Genomic DNA, 17,008 nt, shown 5'->3' on the forward strand with positions numbered 1-17,008 from the left:
CTCCGTGATAGCTGGTTCTCCCCGAAATGCATTTAGGTGCAGCGTCGTGTGTTTCTTGCCGGAGGTAGAGCACTGGATAGGCGATGGGCCCTACCGGGTTACTGACCTTAGCCAAACTCCGAATGCCGGTAAGTGAGAGCGCGGCAGTGAGACTGTGGGGGATAAGCTCCATGGTCGAGAGGGAAACAGCCCAGAGCATCGACTAAGGCCCCTAAGCGTACGCTAAGTGGGAAAGGATGTGGAGTCGCACAGACAACCAGGAGGTTGGCTTAGAAGCAGCCACCCTTGAAAGAGTGCGTAATAGCTCACTGGTCTAGTGATTCCGCGCCGACAATGTAGCGGGGCTCAAGCGTACCGCCGAAGTCGTGTCATTGCAGCATATAGCCCTAACGGGTGTTGTGATGGGTAGGGGAGCGTCGTCTGCCGGGTGAAGCAGCACCGGAAGGTAGTTGTGGACGGTTGACGAGTGAGAATGCAGGCATGAGTAGCGATTCACACGTGAGAAACGTGTGCGCCGATTGACTAAGGGTTCCTGGGTCAAGCTGATCTGCCCAGGGTAAGTCGGGACCTAAGGCGAGGCCGACAGGCGTAGTCGATGGATAACCGGTTGATATTCCGGTACCCGCTGTGAAGCGTCAAACATCGAGCATCGTGATGCTAAGGCCGTGAAGCCGCCCTGGAGCCTTCGGGCAAAGGGGAGTGGTGGAGCCGCTGAACCAAGCGGTTAGTAGGTGAGTGATGGGGTGACGCAGGAAGGTAGTCCATCCCGGGCGGTGGTTGTCCCGGGGTAAGGGTGTAGGCCGCAAGGTAGGTAAATCCGCCTTGCGTACGGCTGAGACCTGATGCCGAGCCGATTGTGGTGAAGTGGATGATCCTATGCTGTCGAGAAAAGCCTCTAGCGAGTTTCATGGCGGCCCGTACCCTAAACCGACTCAGGTGGTCAGGTAGAGAATACCGAGGCGTTCGGGTGAACTATGGTTAAGGAACTCGGCAAAATGCCCCCGTAACTTCGGGAGAAGGGGGGCCACACCTGGTGATGATCTTTACGGTCTGAGCTGGGGGTGGCCGCAGAGACCAGCGAGAAGCGACTGTTTACTAAAAACACAGGTCCGTGCGAAGCCGTAAGGCGATGTATACGGACTGACGCCTGCCCGGTGCTGGAACGTTAAGGGGACCGGTTAGCTTCACTTCGGTGGGGCGAAGCTGAGAACTTAAGCGCCAGTAAACGGCGGTGGTAACTATAACCATCCTAAGGTAGCGAAATTCCTTGTCGGGTAAGTTCCGACCTGCACGAATGGCGTAACGACTTCTCGACTGTCTCAACCATAGGCCCGGTGAAATTGCACTACGAGTAAAGATGCTCGTTTCGCGCAGCAGGACGGAAAGACCCCGGGACCTTTACTACAGTTTGATATTGGTGTTCGGTTCGGCTTGTGTAGGATAGCTGGGAGACTTTGAAGCGGCCACGCCAGTGGTTGTGGAGTCGTCGTTGAAATACCAGTCTGGTCGTGCTGGATGTCTAACCTGGGTCCGTGATCCGGATCAGGGACAGTGTCTGATGGGTAGTTTAACTGGGGCGGTTGCCTCCTAAAGGGTAACGGAGGCGCCCAAAGGTTCCCTCAGCCTGGTTGGCAATCAGGTGTTGAGTGTAAGTGCACAAGGGAGCTTGACTGTGAGACCGACGGGTCGAGCAGGGACGAAAGTCGGGACTAGTGATCCGGCGGTGGCTTGTGGAAGCGCCGTCGCTCAACGGATAAAAGGTACCCCGGGGATAACAGGCTGATCTTCCCCAAGAGTCCATATCGACGGGATGGTTTGGCACCTCGATGTCGGCTCGTCGCATCCTGGGGCTGGAGTCGGTCCCAAGGGTTGGGCTGTTCGCCCATTAAAGCGGTACGCGAGCTGGGTTTAGAACGTCGTGAGACAGTTCGGTCCCTATCCGCTGTGCGCGTAGGAGTCTTGAGAAGGGCTGTCCCTAGTACGAGAGGACCGGGACGGACGAACCTCTGGTGTGCCAGTTGTTCTGCCAAGGGCATGGCTGGTTGGCTACGTTCGGGAGGGATAACCGCTGAAAGCATCTAAGCGGGAAGCCTGCTTCGAGATGAGGACTCCCACCCACTTGATGGGGTAAGGCTCCCAGTAGACGACTGGGTTGATAGGCCGGATCTGGAAGCCAGGTAACTGGTGGAGGTGACCGGTACTAATAGGCCGAGGGCTTGTCCTCAGTTGCTCGCGTCCACTGTGTTGGTTCTGAAACCACGAACAACCATTGTGCTGGTTGTCAGTTTCATAGTGTTTCGGTGGTTATAGCGTGAGGGAAACGCCCGGTTACATTCCGAACCCGGAAGCTAAGCCTCACAGCGCCGATGGTACTGCAGGGGGGACCCTGTGGGAGAGTAGGACGCCGCCGAACTCCTTTTAGAAGAGGTCGGATCCTGAACTTCGGTTCGGGGTCCGGCCTTTTTCTGTTGTGCGTAACGTGTCGTTCACGTTGCGCGCTCAGCATCCCTCACATGGGAACCTCCGAAATGCTCAGGGCGGCCGGCGTCGGAGTCGGTGACGAGGTCGTCGTACCGGCCTTCGGGAACGTCGAGGTGGCCGAGGCCGTCACCCGGGCCGGCGCGCTCCCCGTGTTCGCCGACATAGACCCCGTCACCTACTGCCTCGATCCGGCGGCGGTGGAAGCGGTCCTGACCCGCCGCACCGCGGCCGTCGTCGTCGTCCACCGCTTCGGACGGCGGGCCGACATCGGACGGATGCACGCCCTCGGACAACGGCACCAGCTGCTGGTCCTGGAGCAGGGCGAATCCGAGGCGCCGTACGACGAGACGGCACAGCGCCGGGAGCGGGCCGCCTACCTCGACGCCAAGTTGAAGGGCGTACGCACCCCCGACGGCGGTGACGGACACACCTACCAGCAGTACGTCGTACGCGTCCCCGGCAACGGCCGGCCGGACCGGGACGCCTTCGCACGCGCCCTGCGGACCAAGGGCGTCGACTGCCGGGTACCGGTGAAGACACCCGTGCACCGGCTGCCGGAATTCCGCCGGTGCGTGTCCTTGCCGCAGACCGAGCTGGCCGCCGACGAAACCCTCGCACTGCCCGTCGAAGCCGCCCTGACGAAGCGTGAGATGCAGCGGATCGCCGCCGCCTGCAACGCCCTCGGCGGACTCCTCCAGCCCGCCTTCTGACCGCCCGCCGAACGAATTTGGGAAGTCAGGCCACTTCGGGGTACAGTTTTCTTGTCGCCGCGAGGGAAACCTCCGAAACGACAGGCCCCTATAGCTCAGTCGGCAGAGCGTCTCCATGGTAAGGAGAAGGTCAACGGTTCGATTCCGTTTGGGGGCTCCGCGAAAAAGACCCCGCCCATCCGGGCGGGGTCTTTTCGTATGCCCTCAGGCGTCCTTGTGGATTCCCGGGACCCGCATCGCCAGAATCGCCATGTCGTCCGACGGGGCATCCGACGCGAAACGCTCCACCGCGCGCATGATGCGGGCCGCGACCGCACCCGCCGTCAGACCCGTGCAGGTCGTGAGGACATCGGCGAGACCGTCGTCGCCCAGCATCCGCGTGCCCTCGCGGCGTTCGGTGACGCCGTCCGTGACACAGAGCAGCACATCACCGGGATCAAGGGTGACCGTCTCCTCGTACAGCTCCAGGTCCTCGATCACGCCCAGCAGCGGCTGGGGTTCGGCGGCCGGAGTCACCGTGCCGTCCTGGCGCAGCCGGAGCGGGAGCGGATGGCCGGCGCAGACCACCTTCAACTCGGCGCTGCCGTCCTCCTGCGGGCGCATCTCGCCGTACAGCAGCGTCAGGAAACGGCTGCGGTCGCCCTCGTCCAGAATGGCGGAGTTCAGCCGCTCCAGGACCGCCGGGCCGCTGAGACCCTCGCGGGCCAGCAGACGCAGGGCGTGCCGGGCCAGGCCGGTCACCGCCGCCGCGTTGGGACCCGTACCGCAGACGTCGCCGATGGCGAAGCCGTAGGCGCCGTTGCCGATGGGGAACAGGTCGTAGAAGTCGCCGCCCACCTCGTTGCCCTCGCCGGCCGCGCGGTAGATGACCTCCACCTCGACGCCCTCGATGTCCGGGGTGCCCGGCGGCAGCAGGCTGCGCTGGAGGGCCTGGCTGATGGCCGTGCGCTCCGAGTACAGACGGGCGTTGTCCAGGGCCAGGGCGGCCCGGCGGGACAAGTCCTCGGCCAGCTCCAGGATTTCCTGACGGAAGTGTTCGTCGGTGGGCTTGCCGAGCACCAGCATGCCGATGACCCGGTTGCGGGCGACCAGCGGCAGCACGACCGTTTCGCCGCCGACGGCGGAAGCCGTCGCCAGGGTCGGACCGATACCCGCGGCGACCCGGTGCGTGGGTCCGCCCGCCAGGCCCAGGGTGCGCATGGAGGTGCGCAGGGCGGCCTGGTGGGCGACCTCGCCCGGGACCGTCCAGACGCGGGCGCCGGGCGTCGGCACCGGATCCGGCGGGGCGACCTTGGCCAGCAACGACTTGATGCCGTCGATGAGTTCCTCGTCCTCGTGCAGGACGTACGACAGGTACGGCTCCGAGGCCTGGTCGGCGATGGTGTACACCGCGCACCAGGTGGCCAGCGTCGGAACCGTCATCTGGGCCATGAGGGCCAGCGTCTGGTCGCGGTCCAGGGTGCCGGCCAGCAGATCGGACGCCTCGACCAGGAAGCTCAGGGAACCGCGGCGCAGCCGCTCCAGCTCGCCCAGGCGGGCCGACTCCACGGCGAGGGCGATCCGGTCGGCGGCGAACTGAAGGCGCAGCGCCTCCTCGTTGGAGTAGCGGCCCGGTGCCTCGGCCGCGACACCGAGGGAGCCGGTGAGACGGCCCTCGACCTTGAGCGGAACCGTGACGACCGAGCGCATGCCGGTGCCGGTCAGCAGCGGGACGGCGCCGGGGACGGCGCTGAGGTCGTCGTGCACGGCGGGCATGCGCGCCGAGCCGTAGCGGCCGGGGCCCGCCTCCACGGGGACCCGGGCGAAACGCTGGCGGGCGGAGGGCAGCCCGGTGGACGCGCGGACCTCCAGCTCGGTCTCGTCGTCGGTCGCCAGCAGCAGGAACGCGGAGTCGCCGTCGAGCATGTCACGGGCGCGCTCCACGGTGCGCTGGAGCAGTCCGTCCAGGTCGTCCGGGGCGGGGGAGCCGATGAACACCTCGAAGGGGTCGGTGTTCTGGCCGTCCTGCGCGCTGCCCTGGTCACCGGCCGGGACCCGCGCGGGCGTCTGCAGCACGGCCCGCTCGTGGTCGCGCACCAGCAGGCAGACGGTGGAGGGCTCGCCGCCGGTGTCGCGGACCCTGAGGTGGGAGGCGTACACCTGGACGACCCGGCCGTCGGCGCCGCGGATGCCGTAACTGCCCTCCCAGCGGGAGAGCCGGAGGGCCTCGGCGACGCCGGTGCCGGTGCCCGGGGTGTGCGGCCAGGCGGCGAGTTCGGTGAGGGGCCTGCCGATGGCCTCGACGGCGGGGTGGCCGAAGAGCTCCTCGGCGTCCTCGTTCCAGGCGGTGATGGCGCCCTTGCGGTCGACCTGGAGGACGGCGACGCGGACCCGGCCGTCGGCCAGCGGGAGCAGGTCCGTGGGGAGCGCGGGGCCCGCGGTGCGGGTGCCGACCGGTCGCTCGGGCAGGTTCAGCTGGAACCAGACGTGCTTGTGCGTCGGGGTGTAGTCGACGCCCCAGCGGGTGGCGAGGGCCGCGCAGAGCTGGAGGCCGCGGCCGCCCTCGCGGTCGGGGCCCGCCATCGGGTGGGCGGAGGTCTGGAGCGGGACCTCGCGCTCGGGGTAGTGGTCGGAGACCTCGATGCGCACACCGTCCTCGGTGCGCAGGCAGAGCACCTCGGCGTGGGTACCGGCGTGCACGACCGCGTTGGTGACCAGTTCGCTGGTGAGGACGACGGCGTCGTCGACGATGTCGGCGAAGCCCCAGCCCTGGAGGGTGTCGCGGACGAAGGCCCGGGCGGTCGCCACGGATCGTCCGACGGGCTCGAAACTGGCGGCCGCGCGCGCGGTGATCACAGAACTCCTCGGCCGGTTGTCGTCGTGCGGGGCTGACCGGCCGGCCGGGTCGTGCCGCTGCTGCTGTGGCATCTGCGGGTCGGTCGGCCGCGGCTCCGGGGTCTGTCCCCCGGGAATCAGTCCGGTGGTCATGGTCTGCGGCCGCCCCTCCGATGCCCGCTCGTTCTCGTGCCACCGCCCAGGCCGGTCGGGACCGGTGCGGCTGGACAGCCGGATGCAAGGTTACTTACCTTCGCGGTCCGAGCGGATGCCGGTCGCCGGTGTTTACCCCCCAGGGTGTGCGGACGATGTGCGAAGCTGCCGAACTGTTATGGCCTGGTTCGGGCAGGGTGAAACACTGGGCAAGCTTCTGATGAAGGTCGGGTCGCATCGCGTGTGTTCCGTGTACGACGGGCAGCAGCCCTTGGTGTGGCCGGATCTCGTCTGGCAGAAATACGCAGCAGTAACCGGTACGCGGACGCATCCGGTACGCCGATGACCGGCGTGCCGGGCCGAAGCGGCCGCATACGGCAGTAAGGGTCGATCCCCCGGGAGGGACACAGTGGAGTCTGGCGCAGCGACGCGTGGCACGAAGACGCGCGCGAAGGGCGGACCGTCCCTGGGCAGGAGCGGCGGTGTCACCGAGGTGGACACCGCTGCCCTGAACCGCCTGCTGGCGGCTCTCGTGGCGATGCGCGACGGGAACTTCCGTAAACGGCTGACGGTGTCCGGGGACGGCGTGGTGTCGGAGATCGCGGCGGTCTTCAACGAGGTGGCCGATCGCAATCTGCATCTGACCGGCGAGCTGGCGCGGGTGCGGCGGATGGTGGGCCGCGAGGGCAAGCTCACGGAACGGCTCGAGACCGGGGCCTGCGAGGGCTCCTGGGCGACGGCGATCGACCACTCGAACGCGCTGGTCGACGATCTGGTGCGGCCCGTGTCGGAGGTCGGCCGGGTGCTCACGGCGGTCGCGGAGGGCGATCTGTCGCCGCGGATGGAGCTGCGGGCGCAGGCGCCGGACGGCGGCACCGGGCATCCGCTGCGGGGCGAGTTCCTGAAGGTCGGCCGCACGGTCAACAACCTGGTCGACCAGTTGTCGACGTTCACCGACGAGGTCACGCGGGTGGCCAGCGAGGTCGGCACCGAGGGCAAGCTGGGCGGTCAGGCCCGGGTGCGCGGGATGTCGGGTTCCTGGAAGGACCTGACCGAGTCCGTCAACACCATGGCGGACCGGCTCACCGCCCAGGTGCGGGACATCGCCCTGGTGACGACGGCGGTCGCCAAGGGCGATCTGTCGCGCAAGGTGACCGTGCACGTCGCGGGCGAGATGCTGGAGCTGAAGAACACCGTCAACACGATGGTGGACCAGCTGTCGGCCTTCTCCTCGGAGGTCACGCGGGTGGCCCGGGAAGTGGGCACCGAGGGCATCCTCGGCGGCCGGGCGCAGGTGCCCGAGGTGGCCGGCGTCTGGCAGGAGCTGACCGACTCCGTCAACACGATGGCGGGCAACCTCACCGCCCAGGTGCGCGGGATCTCGCAGGTGACCACGGCCGTCGCCAACGGCGACCTGTCGCAGAAGGTGACCGTCCAGGCGCGCGGCGAGGTGGCGCAGCTCGCCCAGACCATCAACCAGATGACCGAGACGCTGCGGATCTTCGCGGACGAGGTGACGCGCGTCGCCAACGAGGTCGGCGCGGAGGGCCGGCTCGGCGGCCAGGCGAACGTGCCGGGCGCGGCGGGAACCTGGAAGGACCTGACGGACTCGGTCAACACGGTGTTCCGGAACCTGACCACGCAGGTGCGGGACATCGCCGCCGTGACGACCGCGGTGGCCAGCGGTGATCTGTCGCAGAAGGTCACGGTGGACGTGGCCGGCGAGATGCTGGAACTGAAGAACACCGTCAACGGCATGGTGGACCAGCTGTCCGCGTTCGGTGCCGAGGTGACGCGGGTGGCGCGGGAGATCGGCGTCGAGGGCGAGCTGGGCGGCCAGGCGCAGGTACCGGGTGCGGCCGGTACGTGGAAGGACCTGACGGACTCCGTCAACACGGCGTTCCGCAACCTCACCGGGCAGGTGCGCAACATCGCCCAGGTGACCACGGCGGTGGCCAACGGCGATCTGTCGCAGAAGGTCACCGTGGACGTCTCCGGCGAGATGCTCAAGCTGAAGAACACCGTGAACACCATGGTGGACCAGCTGTCGAGCTTCGCCGACCAGGTGACGCGGATGGCGCGGGATGTGGGCACCGAGGGCCGGCTGGGCGGTCAGGCGCGGGTGGACGGCGTCTCGGGCACCTGGAAGGAGCTGACGGACTCCGTCAACTTCATGGCCGGCAACCTCACGTCGCAGGTGCGCAACATCGCCCAGGTGACCACGGCGGTGGCCAACGGCGATCTGTCGCAGAAGATCGACGTCGACGCGCGCGGCGAGATCCTGGAACTGAAGAACACGATCAACACGATGGTCGATCAGCTGTCCGCGTTCGCCGACCAGGTGACCCGGGTGGCGCGGGACGTGGGCACCGAGGGCCGGCTGGGCGGTCAGGCGCAGGTGCCCGGCGTCGCCGGCGTGTGGCGGGACCTGACGGACTCGGTGAACGGCATGGCCGGGAACCTGACGGCCCAGGTGCGCAACATCGCGCAGGTCGCCACCGCGGTGGCGCGCGGTGACCTCTCCCAGAAGATCACCGTGGACGCGCGCGGGGAGATCCTGGAGCTGAAGAACACCCTGAACACGATGGTGGACCAGCTGTCGTCGTTCGCCCAGGAGGTCACCAGGGTGGCCCGTGAGGTGGGTACGGAGGGCATCCTCGGCGGGCAGGCCGAGGTGCAGGGGGTCTCCGGCACCTGGAAGGACCTCACGCAGTCGGTGAACTTCATGGCGAACAACCTGACGATCCAGGTGCGCAACATCGCCGAGGTCACGACCGCGGTCGCCAAGGGCGATCTGTCGAAGAAGATCACCGTCGACGCCAAGGGCGAGATCCTGGAGCTGGTCACCACGGTGAACACCATGGTCGACCAGCTGTCCAGCTTCGCCGAGCAGGTGACCCGGGTGGCGCGCGAGGTGGGCACCGAGGGAATCCTCGGCGGGCAGGCGCACGTGCCGGGTGTCACGGGCATCTGGAAGGACCTGAGCAACAACGTCAACCTGATGGCCAACAACCTGACCATGCAGGTGCGGAACATCTCCCAGGTGGCGGCGGCGGTCGCCAACGGTGATCTGACGCGGCAGGTGACGATCGAGGCACGCGGTGAGGTCGCGCAGCTCGCCGACACCATCAACACCATGGTCAAGACGCTGAGTTCGTTCGCCGACCAGGTCACCAAGGTGGCCCGCGAGGTGGGCACGGACGGCATCCTGGGCGGCCAGGCGCACGTGCCGGGCGTGGCGGGCACCTGGAAGGACCTCACCGAGTCGGTGAACCAGATGGCGTCCAATCTGACCGGCCAGGTGCGCAACATCGCGATGGTCACCACGGCCATCGCCAAGGGCGACCTGACCAAGAAGATCGACATCGACGCGCGCGGCGAGATCCTCGAGCTGAAGACGACGATCAACACCATGGTGGACCAGCTGTCCAGCTTCGCCGAGGAGGTCACCCGGGTGGCCCGCGAGGTGGGCACCGAGGGCCAGCTCGGCGGGCAGGCGCGGGTGCGGGACGTGGACGGCACCTGGCGGGACCTGACCGAGTCGGTGAACGAGATGGCCGGGAACCTGACCCGGCAGGTGCGCGCCATCGCGCGGGTGGCGACCGCGGTGACCCGCGGCGACCTGAACCTGAAGATCGACGTCGACGCGTCCGGCGAGATCCAGGAACTCCAGGACTACATCAACAAGATGATCGCCAACCTGCGCGACACCACGATCGCGAACAAGGAGCAGGACTGGCTCAAGGGCAACCTGGCCCGCATCTCCGCGCTGATGCAGGGCCGCCGGGACCTCCAGGACGTGGCGTCGCTGATCATGAGCGAGCTGACGCCGGTGGTCTCCGCGCAGCACGGCGCGTTCTTCCTGGCGATGCCGCTCGTGGAGGGCAAGGCCGCCGGTGACGGCAAGAACGCCTACGAGCTGCGGATGCTCGGCTCCTACGGCTATTCGATGGGCTCCATGCCGACGTCGTTCCGGCCCGGTGAGGCGCTGGTCGGCACGGCTGCCCAGGAGAAGCGCACCATCCTGGTCTCGGACGCGCCCAGCGGCTACCTGAAGATCTCCTCCGGGCTCGGCGAGGCCCCGCCGGCCCAGGTGATCGTGTTGCCGGTGCTGTTCGAGGACAAGGTGCTCGGCGTGATCGAGCTGGCCTCGTTCACGAAGTTCACGCAGATCCAGAAGGACTTCCTCAACCAGATCGCCGAGGTCATCGCGACCAGCGTCAACACCATCTCGGTCAACACCAAGACCGAGCAGCTGCTCAAGCAGTCGCAGGAGCTGACCGAGCAACTGCGCGAGCGGTCGGCGGAGTTGGAGAACCGGCAGAAGGCGCTCCAGGCGTCCAACGCCGAACTGGAGGAGAAGGCCGAGCTGCTGGCCCGGCAGAACCGGGACATCGAGGTGAAGAACACCGAGATCGAGGAGGCCCGGCAGGTCCTGGAGGAGCGCGCCGAGCAGCTCGCGGTGTCGATGCGCTACAAGAGCGAGTTCCTGGCCAACATGTCGCACGAGTTGCGCACGCCGCTGAACTCGCTGCTGATCCTGGCCAAGCTGCTCGCCGACAACGCCGAGGGCAATCTCTCGCCCAAGCAGGTCGAGTTCGCCGAGACCATCCACGGTGCCGGGTCCGACCTGCTCCAGCTGATCAACGACATCCTGGACCTGGCCAAGGTCGAGGCGGGCAAGATGGACGTCTCGCCGACCCGGATCGCGCTCGTCCAGCTCGTGGACTACGTGGAGGCCACCTTCCGGCCGCTGACCGCGGAGAAGGGCCTGGACCTGTCGGTGCGGGTCTCCCCGGAGCTGCCCGCGACTCTGCACACCGACGAGCAGCGGCTGCTCCAGGTGCTGCGCAACCTGCTGTCCAACGCGGTGAAGTTCACCGACTCGGGGTCGGTGGAGCTGGTCATCCGGCCGGCGGGCGCGGACGTGCCGCGGAACATCCGGGAGCAGCTGCTGGAGGCCGGGTCGCTGACCGATCCGGAGGGCGAGCTGATCGCGTTCTCGGTGACGGACACGGGCATCGGCATCGCGGCCAGCAAGATGCGGGTGATCTTCGAGGCGTTCAAGCAGGCGGACGGCACCACCAGCCGCAAGTACGGCGGCACGGGGCTCGGCCTGTCCATCTCGCGGGAGATCGCGCAGCTGCTCGGCGGTGAGATCCACGCGCAGAGCGAACCGGGCCGCGGCTCCACGTTCACGCTGTACCTGCCGCTGTACCCGAGCGAGCTGCCGCCGCAGGGCTACCAGCAGTCCGTGGCCCCGCCGGAGGCCGGTGACCTGGCCGCCTCGGACGCGGAGCAGTCCTCGCAGCTGTCCGCTTCGGAGATCGAGACGCCGGCCGAGGTCAAGTCGTACATGGAGATGCAGAACGGCCCCGCGGCGCTGTTCCGGCGCCGCCGGCGGAGCCTGCCGCAGGGGGAGCAGCGCGCCGAGCAGTGGGCGGCGGTGCCCGAGCAGGACAGCGCGCCGTCCGCGCGCGGGGTGCGCTTCGGCGGCCAGAAGGTGCTGATCGTCGACGACGACATCCGCAATGTCTTCGCGCTCACCAGCGTCCTGGAGCAGCACGGCCTGTCGGTGCTGTACGCCGAGAACGGCCGTGAGGGCATCGAGGTCCTGGAGCAGCACGACGACGTGGCGGTCGTCCTGATGGACATCATGATGCCCGAGATGGACGGCTACGCGACGACGACGGCGATCCGCAGGATGCCGCAGTTCGCCGGGTTGCCGATCATCGCGCTGACCGCGAAGGCGATGAAGGGCGACCGGGAGAAGGCGATCGAGGCGGGCGCGTCCGACTACGTGACCAAGCCGGTCGACTCGGACCATCTGCTCGGCGTGCTCCAGGAGTGGATGCGGGGGAAGTGACGGGATCGGCCGACCGTGCTGTGAACACCGGGGAACCCTCGGCGGTCGCGGGGAGCCGCCCGCCTAAGGTGGGTGCGGACGTATGGGAACGTGGGGTTCCGGGAACCATCCGGGTTCCCGCCGCGTTTCCGCTACGTGCGCGGTGACATCGCGGTGACAGGGTGTGGCGACGAGCGGGGTGCGGCTACGATGACCGGCACAAGGACGGGCGGCGAAAGGGAGTCGTCCCCTGGGGCGGCGCCCGGTGTACCGCCGGGGCGAGGAGGGCGGGCCATGGTGCAGAAGGCCAAGATCCTCCTGGTCGATGACCGGCCGGAGAATCTGCTGGCGCTGGAGGCCATCCTCTCTGCGCTCGATCAGACGCTGGTGCGGGCATCGAGCGGGGAGGAAGCGCTCAAAGCGCTGCTCACTGACGATTTCGCGGTCATTCTGCTGGACGTCCAGATGCCGGGCATGGACGGGTTCGAGACCGCGGCGCACATCAAGCGGCGCGAGCGGACCCGCGACATCCCGATCATCTTCCTCACGGCGATCAACCATGGCCCGCACCACACCTTCCGGGGTTACGCGGCCGGCGCGGTGGACTACATCTCCAAGCCGTTCGACCCGTGGGTGCTGCGCGCGAAGGTCTCGGTCTTCGTCGAGCTGTACATGAAGAACTGCCAGCTGCGCGAGCAGGCGGCGCTGCTTCGGCTCCAGTTGGAGGGCGGCAAGGGCGCGGTCGGCGGCAAGGAGTCGGCCGGGCTGCTCGCCGAGCTGTCCGCGCGGCTCGCGGCCGTCGAGGAGCAGGCCGAGGCGCTGTCCAAGCAGTTGGACGACGACTCGGCGGACGCGGCCGCGGTGGCCACGGCGGCCCATCTGGAGCGCAAACTCACCGGGTTGCGCCGCGCCCTCGACGCACTGGAGCCCGGCACCGGGGCCGGTGGCTCGGCGTTGTCGTCGCCCAACTGATCCGCGCCGGTGCCCCGTTGCCCGTGAGTCCCCGTCAGTTCCGTGCCCCGGCCGGGGCGACACGAACGGGTGAAGCTGTGGGCACACGTGTCCGCTGTCGTCTCCCCCGGTAACCTCACTTCCATGGCCTCACGTCCCTCCGCAGCCAAGAAGCAGCCCGCGAAGAAGGCGGTCGCTCCCGCGAAGGCTCCGGCGCGGAAGGCCGTCGTGAAGAAGGCCCCGGCCAAGAAGGCGCCCGCCAAGAAGGCACCCGCCAGGAAGGCCGCGGCGAAGAAGGTCCCGCCGAGGCCGGCGCCGAGCCCCACCGGGGGGCTGTTCCGCCTGGTGCGTGCCCTCTGGCTCGGTCTCGCGCACGCGGTGGGCGCCGTCTTCCGCGGCATAGGACAGGGTGCGCGCAACCTCGACCCGGCCCATCGCAAGGACGGCGTCGCGCTGCTGCTGTTCGGCATCGCGCTGATCGTCGCCGCCGGCACCTGGGCCGACCTCAAGGGCCCGGTCGGCGACCTGGTGGAGGTCCTGGTCACCGGCGCCTTCGGCCGGCTCGACCTGCTGGTGCCGATACTGCTCGCGGTGATCGCCGTACGGCTGATCCGGCACCCGGAGAAACCCGAGGCCAACGGACGGATCGTGATCGGCCTGTCCGCGCTCGTCATCGGCGTGCTCGGCCAGGTGCACATCGCGTGCGGCTCGCCCGCCCGCGGCGACGGGATGCAGGCCATAAGGGACGCCGGCGGCCTCATCGGCTGGGCCGCGGCCACCCCGCTGACGTACGCCCTGACCGAGATGCTCGCCGTGCCCCTGCTGGTGCTGCTGACCGTCTTCGGGCTGCTCGTGGTCACCGCCACCCCGGTCAACGCCATCCCGCAGCGGCTGCGTGCCCTGGGCGTGCGGCTGGGCGTCCTGCACGACCACGAGACGGAGGAGTACACCGAGGACGACGAGCGCTACGAGGAGCAGTGGCGCGAGGCGCTGCCCGCCCGCTCCCGCAAGCGCTCGGCCGGGCCCGGGGCGTACGACCCGGACGGCGCCGAGGAAGAGGCCCTCACGCGCCGCCGCGGCCGCCCCAGGCGCTCCGCGGTGCCCCAGCCGGACCCGCAGCGGCCGATGGACGCCGTGGACGTGGCCGCCGCTGCCGCCGCCGCGCTCGACGGCGCCGTCCTGCACGGCATGCCGCCCTCCCCGCTGGTCGCCGACCTCACCCAGGGCGTCAGCGTCGGCGACCGCGAGGAGACCACCCCGGTGCCGGCGCCCGAGCCGCCCGCGAAGCCGGTCCCGGCCGCGCGCCCCGAGCAGCGGAAGACCGCGAGCGGGTCCGTCGTACCCGACCTCACCAAGAAGGCCCCCGACGAGCCCCGCGACCTGCCCTCCCGGGCCGAGCAGCTGCAACTGTCCGGGGACGTCACCTATGCGCTGCCCGCCCTGGACCTGCTCCGGCGCGGCGGCCCCGGCAAGGCCCGCAGCGCCGCCAACGACGCCATAGTCGCCGCGCTCACCCAGGTCTTCACCGAGTTCAAGGTCGACGCCGCCGTCACCGGCTTCACCCGGGGCCCGACGGTCACCCGCTACGAGGTGGAACTCGGCCCCGCCGTCAAGGTGGAGCGGATCACCGCGCTCACCAAGAACATCGCGTACGCCGTCGCCAGCCCCGACGTGCGGATCATCAGCCCCATCCCCGGCAAGTCCGCGGTGGGCATCGAGATCCCCAACACCGACCGGGAGATGGTCAACCTCGGCGACGTGCTGCGCCTCGCGGAGTCCGCCGAGGACGACGACCCGATGCTGGTCGCCTTCGGCAAGGACGTCGAGGGCGGCTACGTCATGCACTCGCTGGCGAAGATGCCGCACATGCTGGTCGCGGGCGCCACCGGCTCCGGCAAGTCGTCCTGCATCAACTGTCTGATCACCTCGATCATGATGCGGGCGACCCCGGAGGACGTGCGGATGATCCTGGTCGACCCCAAGCGGGTCGAGCTGACCGCCTACGAGGGCATCCCGCACCTGATCACGCCGATCATCACCAATCCCAAGCGGGCCGCCGAGGCGCTGCAGTGGGTGGTGCGCGAGATGGACCTGCGCTACGACGACCTCGCGGCCTACGGCTACCGGCACATCGACGACTTCAACCGGGCCGTGCGCGAGGGCAAGGTCAAGCCGCCGGAGGGCAGCGAGCGCGAGCTCCAGCCGTACCCCTATCTGCTGGTGATCGTGGACGAGCTGGCCGACCTGATGATGGTCGCCCCGCGCGACGTCGAGGACGCGATCGTGCGCATCACCCAGCTCGCCCGTGCGGCCGGCATCCACCTGGTGCTCGCCACCCAGCGCCCCTCCGTCGACGTGGTCACCGGTCTGATCAAGGCCAACGTGCCCTCCCGGCTCGCCTTCGCCACCTCCTCGCTGGCCGACTCCCGCGTCATCCTGGACCAGCCCGGCGCCGAGAAGCTGATCGGCAAGGGCGATGGCCTCTTCCTGCCGATGGGCGCCAACAAGCCGACCCGTATGCAGGGCGCCTTCGTGACCGAGGAGGAGGTCGCGGCCGTCGTCCGGCACTGCAAGGAGCAGATGACCCCGGTCTTCCGGGACGACGTCACGGTCGGCACCAAGCAGAAGAAGGAGATCGACGAGGACATCGGCGACGACCTCGACCTGCTGTGCCAGGCGGCCGAGCTGGTCGTCTCCACCCAGTTCGGCTCCACGTCCATGCTCCAGCGCAAGCTGCGCGTCGGCTTCGCCAAGGCCGGCCGGCTCATGGACCTCATGGAGTCCCGCAACATCGTGGGACCCAGCGAGGGCTCCAAGGCGCGTGACGTTCTGGTGAAACCGGATGAACTGGACGGCGTGCTCGCCCTGATCCGCGGTGAGACTGAGGGATAGTACGAAGAGCCGCCCGGTTCACGCGAGGTCTGCCGGGCGGCGGGCCCGCCGTGCTCGACCGTCGTCGTGATCCACCCGTTAGAGAGCGGCGGGCAACCGTTTCCCTTCGTCCCACGTCAAGTTGAGCGAGAGGACGGGTGAGCCTCCCGTTGCGGGGCACGCGCCTGTCCAGCCACCGGATTGTCGGGCCATTCCGATGGCGTAGAAAGTCGTACCGCCCGGTTGCCCCACCCTTTCGTACCCCCCCTAGACTGAGCTTCCAGCACAGGTGGCTACACGCTCGAAAGGCGCCCCCGTGTCCATCGGCAACTCCCCTGAAGACGAGCGTCCCTTCCCAGACGAGTCCCAGGAAGCCCGGATTTCCGTGGGCCGTGCCCTCCAGCAGGCGCGGATCGCGGCCGGGCTCACCGTGGACGACGTCAGCAGCGCCACTCGTGTCCGCCTCGCCATCGTGCACGCCATCGAGGCGGACGACTTCGGCCCCTGTGGCGGTGCCGTGTACGCGCGCGGCCACATCCGCACGCTGGCCAGGGCCGTCCACCTCGATCCCGAACCGCTCGTCGCCCAGTACGACGCGGAACACGGCGGCCGGCCCGCGCCCACTCCGGCCGCACCCCTGTTCGAGGCCGAGCGGATCCGGCCCGAGCGGCGCGGCCCGAACTGGACCGCGGCCATGGTCGCCGCGATCGTCGTCGTGATCGGTTTCGTCGGCTTCACCGCCGTCAAGGGCGGCGGCGGCAGCAGCGACGCGAAGTCCCAGCTGGCCGAGGGCTCCACGCCCGCCGCCGGCAAGTCGGCCTCGCCCGCGCCGACCAGGGACAAGCCCGCCGACCCGACCCCCGAGCCCACCGACAGCGCCATCGCGGCCGCCCCCCAGGACAAGGTGACCGTCCAGGTCAGCGCGCCCAACGGACGCAGCTGGATCTCGGCCAAGGACCACAACGGCCGGATGCTCTTCGACGGCCTGCTGGACAAGGGGCAGTCCAAGACGTTCCAGGACAACACCAAGATCAACCTCATCCTCGGGGACGCCGGCGCGATCGAGCTGTACGTCAACGGCAAGAAGATCGAGGACAACTTCCGGCCCGGCGCCGTGGAGCGCCTGACCTACACCAAGGGCGACCCGGTAGCGGGCTGACCGCCCTCGGCGGCACGTCGCCGA

6 protein-coding genes, 1 tRNA gene and 2 rRNA genes (1 of these 9 running past the window's edge) are annotated in these 17,008 nt (G+C 68.4%); 8 read left to right on the forward strand and 1 reads right to left on the reverse strand.

Annotated elements, in window-relative coordinates; all coding sequences use genetic code 11:
• The 4 genes from BLW85_RS28030 to BLW85_RS28045 all read left to right on the forward strand — a co-directional run.
• Nucleotides 1-2,224 (forward strand): 23S ribosomal RNA (locus tag BLW85_RS28030) (it extends 895 nt beyond the left edge of the window).
• 72 nt (nucleotides 2,225-2,296) lie between these two features.
• Nucleotides 2,297-2,413 (forward strand): 5S ribosomal RNA (rrf, locus tag BLW85_RS28035).
• 115 nt (nucleotides 2,414-2,528) lie between these two features.
• Nucleotides 2,529-3,191, forward strand: coding sequence for a DegT/DnrJ/EryC1/StrS family aminotransferase (locus tag BLW85_RS28040; RefSeq protein ID WP_074993615.1), 663 nt, complete (start codon nucleotides 2,529-2,531; stop codon nucleotides 3,189-3,191).
• An 84-nt stretch (nucleotides 3,192-3,275) separates the two neighbouring features.
• A tRNA-Thr gene (locus BLW85_RS28045) sits at nucleotides 3,276-3,348 on the forward strand.
• Between the two features lie 47 nt (nucleotides 3,349-3,395).
• Here BLW85_RS28045 and BLW85_RS28050 read toward each other — a convergent pair.
• On the reverse strand, nucleotides 3,396-6,158 hold the full coding sequence (locus tag BLW85_RS28050) for a SpoIIE family protein phosphatase (RefSeq protein ID WP_070026024.1): 2,763 nt from the start codon (nucleotides 6,156-6,158) through the stop codon (nucleotides 3,396-3,398).
• Between the two features lie 409 nt (nucleotides 6,159-6,567).
• Between BLW85_RS28050 and BLW85_RS28060 the strand changes: the two genes are divergently transcribed.
• From BLW85_RS28060 to BLW85_RS28075, 4 genes are all read left to right on the forward strand, one after another.
• The gene (locus BLW85_RS28060; protein WP_107409198.1) at nucleotides 6,568-12,024 is read left to right on the forward strand and encodes a HAMP domain-containing protein; all 5,457 of its coding nucleotides are present in this window, start codon (nucleotides 6,568-6,570) and stop codon (nucleotides 12,022-12,024) included.
• A gap of 273 nt (nucleotides 12,025-12,297) precedes the next feature.
• Entirely contained in the window at nucleotides 12,298-12,975 is a 678-nt protein-coding gene (locus BLW85_RS28065) for a response regulator (RefSeq protein ID WP_070026022.1), read from the forward strand.
• 123 nt (nucleotides 12,976-13,098) lie between these two features.
• Complete coding sequence (locus tag BLW85_RS28070; RefSeq protein WP_208624909.1) at nucleotides 13,099-15,846, forward strand: DNA translocase FtsK; 2,748 nt, start codon at nucleotides 13,099-13,101, stop codon at nucleotides 15,844-15,846.
• 295 nt (nucleotides 15,847-16,141) lie between these two features.
• Nucleotides 16,142-16,984 (forward strand): helix-turn-helix domain-containing protein, encoded by an 843-nt coding sequence (locus BLW85_RS28075; protein WP_074993619.1) that lies wholly within the window; start codon nucleotides 16,142-16,144, stop codon nucleotides 16,982-16,984.
• Nucleotides 16,985-17,008 lie beyond the last annotated feature (24 nt).

It is taken from the genome of Streptomyces misionensis (assembly GCF_900104815.1).
Lineage (GTDB): Bacteria > Actinomycetota > Actinomycetes > Streptomycetales > Streptomycetaceae > Streptomyces > Streptomyces misionensis.